Origin of the sequence: Mesorhizobium sp. M1409 (assembly GCF_040317535.1) — a bacterium.
In the GTDB taxonomy this organism is placed as follows: domain Bacteria; phylum Pseudomonadota; class Alphaproteobacteria; order Rhizobiales; family Rhizobiaceae; genus Mesorhizobium.
In genome coordinates, this window is record NZ_JAMYKV010000125.1 from 1 (window position 1) to 3,400 (window position 3,400).

Annotated in this window: 3 protein-coding genes; all 3 read right to left on the reverse strand. The window is 63.5% G+C overall.

Translation table 11 applies throughout. The annotated features are described in order from the left end of the window. Nucleotides 1–85 precede the first annotated feature (85 nt). From NKG99_RS35505 to NKG99_RS35515, 3 genes are read right to left on the reverse strand one after another with little or no spacing between them, the layout of a single operon-like run. Nucleotides 86–1,093, reverse strand: a complete 1,008-nt coding sequence (locus NKG99_RS35505; protein WP_352874113.1) for a tyrosine-type recombinase/integrase — start codon at nucleotides 1,091–1,093, stop codon at nucleotides 86–88. Continuing rightward, complete coding sequence (locus NKG99_RS35510; protein ID WP_352874115.1) at nucleotides 1,090–2,022, reverse strand: tyrosine-type recombinase/integrase; 933 nt, start codon at nucleotides 2,020–2,022, stop codon at nucleotides 1,090–1,092. The genes NKG99_RS35505 and NKG99_RS35510 overlap by 4 nt, the downstream gene beginning before the upstream one ends. Continuing rightward, nucleotides 2,019–3,257 (reverse strand): site-specific integrase, encoded by a 1,239-nt coding sequence (locus tag NKG99_RS35515; RefSeq protein ID WP_352874117.1) that lies wholly within the window; start codon nucleotides 3,255–3,257, stop codon nucleotides 2,019–2,021. The genes NKG99_RS35510 and NKG99_RS35515 overlap by 4 nt, the downstream gene beginning before the upstream one ends. Nucleotides 3,258–3,400: the final 143 nt, after the last annotated feature.

The window sequence follows — 3,400 nt, forward strand, 5'->3', positions numbered from 1 at the left end:
TTTATGCGTCGGGCGAGATTATGTGGCGGAGCCGCCCTGACGCCCGTCAGGGCGGGCCAAGTCCGACTGCCTCCGCCACATATATTTAGATGCTGTTCAGCAGTTGCAGAACGGCGTCGTTCGGTCGGAAACGCACGCCGTGGTCGCCGGCGACGCCCGCCTTCTCGAGTCCGTTGCGCATCATCTCGACATCCGCGGCGGCATAGCGGTGGGTGGTGGCGACCTGTGCGTGCCCGAGCCAGGCTTGGATCGTTAAAAGGTCCACGCCGGACTGGAGAAGCTTCATGGCGAGGGAGTGCCGGAAGATGTGCGGCGATATGGGCTTGTCGGCCAAGGCCGGCCTGATAGCCACGGCCTCGGCGGCCGCACGTCGTACGATATGGGTCGCTCCGAAACGAGTCAGACGCTCGTTGCGGGCGCCGACGAATATCGGTCGCGGCTCGTGATGGGCGATCCCGCGCTCGCTCAACAACGTTGTCAGCGATCGCGCCAGGTCCTTAGGAATGGGGACGACGCGGTCTCTGCGCCCTTTGCCGCGCAGCAGCACTTGCGGGTGCGGGCGCTCCAACTGAAGGTCGTTTGCGTTAGCGCCGGTGGCTTCGGAAACCCGGGCGCCGGTCCGTGCCAAGAAGAGCAGAAAGGCGCGGTCGCGCCGACCACGGGGCGTCTTTGGATCAGGCGCCGCGATGAGGGTGTCCACTTCGGCCCTGGTGAGGTGGTACGTCACCTCAATGTGCGTCCGTTTAATGGGAATCGTCAGCACGCGTTGGGCGACGCCGAAGGACGCCGGGTCGGCGGCAGCGACGTGGTGGAAGAAAGATCGGATCGCGGCCAGGCGGGCGTTGCGCGTGGCGACGGAATTGTTCCGCTTCTCCTCGAGTTCGTCGAGAAAAGCGAGAACAAGGTCTCGATCAAGCTCTTCGAGCGTCAACGCCGCCGGCTTCTTCCGCAACCGGGCGGCGGCAAAGAGGATAAGCATGCGCAAGGCGTCGCGATAGCTGGCCACGGTCGCGGGAGTCGCGTTGCGCTGCTTGGTCAAGCGCCGGCGAAAGTAGGACTCCAGGAGCGAGGCCAGGAGCAAATGTTCGCTCATGCTGCACCTTCATCGAGGAAGGCGCGCTCCGCCGCAATGGCGAGAAGATCCGCAGAGCCAGTGAGATAGTAGGCCGTGTCGCTGTAGCTGGCGTGGCCGAGATAAGTGGCAAGCAGAGGCAGCAGCGCCTGAACGTTGGCGCGCTGTTCGTGCCAGAGGCTAAGACGGGTCACGGCGAACCGGTGCCTGAGATCGTGCGGTCTCAAAGGCTTGCCGTCATCAAGGCCAGCGAGCTTGCGGACCTTAGCGAATGCGCTTTGCAGACCGCTCGCCGACAGACGGTTGCCTCGGGAGCTGAGGAAGAAGGCCTGGTCCTTGGGCGTGGGAAAAGCCGCATCGCGCTCACGCACGTAGTGACGAAGGGCTGTTTGGGTCGTCGTGTGAACTGGAACGAGACGGTCCTTGCGGAACTTCGTCTTCCGAACGAGGAGAATCCCGTTGGACAGATCGACGTCGGAACGATCAAGCCTGACCACTTCGCCCGATCGCAGTCCCGAACTCGCCAACACTCCGATCACCGTCACCATCGTCCGCCCCCTGAGAGGGGTCCCTGGCGAAATGCGGTCGCATGCGTCTATGAGCGACGCCAACTCTGCCTCGCTGAGGATACGCGGAGGCGGAATCGCTCTGGATCTGGGGAAAGCTCTGCGCTCCAAGGCCTCGGTTTGGGTGTCATAGACGGCGAGATACTCGTAGAATCGGCGGAGCACGCCGTGACGAGTTGCGCGGCCGTTGGCGGCGCCGCCGAACGACAGGACGAAGTCCAGCGCCATCGTCTGGGTGGCGGGGGCATCGAGCTGAGCGCGCTCAACGTAGCGGACGAAAGCCCGCAACGTGCCAGCTTGCTTGCTGAAGGCGTAGCCGAGGGAGTGGCGCAGTTCGATGTAACGCTCGGCATTCTCGCCGAGGAATCGGGCAAAAGCGGTCATGCGACGCCTCCCGGAAAGGGGAGTGCGACCTCGGCGAGCTGCGAGGCCGCGACCTTTACGTACAGCGCTGTTGTATTGATGCTGCGGTGCCCGAGAAGATCGGCGACCTCGTTGATCGGCGTTCGCTGCCTGACGAGCTGGGTGGCAAGGCTGTGGCGCAGGAGATGTGCACCTGCGACCCGCCCGAGTTCGACTCCGCCATGCCGCAACCGCTTCCGCACGATCCTCGAAACAGGCGATGCGCACCTGAACGGTCCCACGGGCGGCGTGAAGGACAGGAACAGATATGGGCTATCCACCTTCGGTCGAGCGCGCAGGATGTAGTCGGCGAGCGCGGCGCCGGTCTCCTCGAGGAGCGGCGCCACCCGATCACGCTTGCCTTTGGTGCGCCGGACAAAAACCTCGCCAGCTCGCCAGTTGATATCCTGGAGCTGAATGGCGCGTAGCTCGCCGTTGCGAATACCCGTGGTGGCGAGTAACAGCAGGACGGCTCGATCGCGGATGTCGACCGGCGTCGTTGCGCCGATCGCGTCGATCGCCCGCCGAACGTCATCCCATGCAAGGCGCGGCGGCAGATGCGCCAAACGCCAATGGGGCGTCCTTGGGACGACGTGGGCGAGATCCTGATCGTGGTGCCCAGCCCAATATAAAAACCGAAGAAATGTTCGGATGTGAGAAGTCGCTGCCGTGCGGGCGCCGGGGGTTGCCGATAGGGACAGCCGATGCTCGACAGCAGCGAGGACGTAATCAGCCGTCAACGCCTCGACGTCGTGGCAGGGATGGTGATGGCGGAACCAATCCAGAAGGCGGCGGCCGCCCAGAAGAACACCTTCGCGGGTCTTCGGCTCCAGGCCCCGCACCCTGCGCAGATAGTCCGAAAAGGAAGCCAGAAGCGGAGCATCCGGGTCAGCATCTACACTGGGAACGGAAGCAATGAACCGCTCCGGAGCCACTCGCAGTGCGTGTCCCAGCGCCGACGCTGCTCCAATGCGTGGAGAATCCGTCATAAACGTGCACAAATAACTATCGACGACATCTTGATGGATCGGCATCGGACCACAGCGCGTCGCGGCAAACTGGCTAAAGCGCGCAATCCGGCTCAGGTAAATCTTGGCGGACGCTCGCTTATACCCAAGGGCGAAAAAATGCTCCGCGAGGCGATCCATCTCGCCACCGAGTGCACCGCTGCGCAGGCGCTTGAGCACCCCACAATATGAAAAATAGAACTCGAGCATCCTGCCCCTCCGGTGTTGTGGCGCAGGGGAATCCCGCGCCCACGGGAGAGGCATGAAATATTATGCGGCGGAGGCAAGTCGGACTTGGCCGGCCCTGACGGGCGTCAGGGCGGCTCCGCCACATAATCTCGCCCGACGCATAA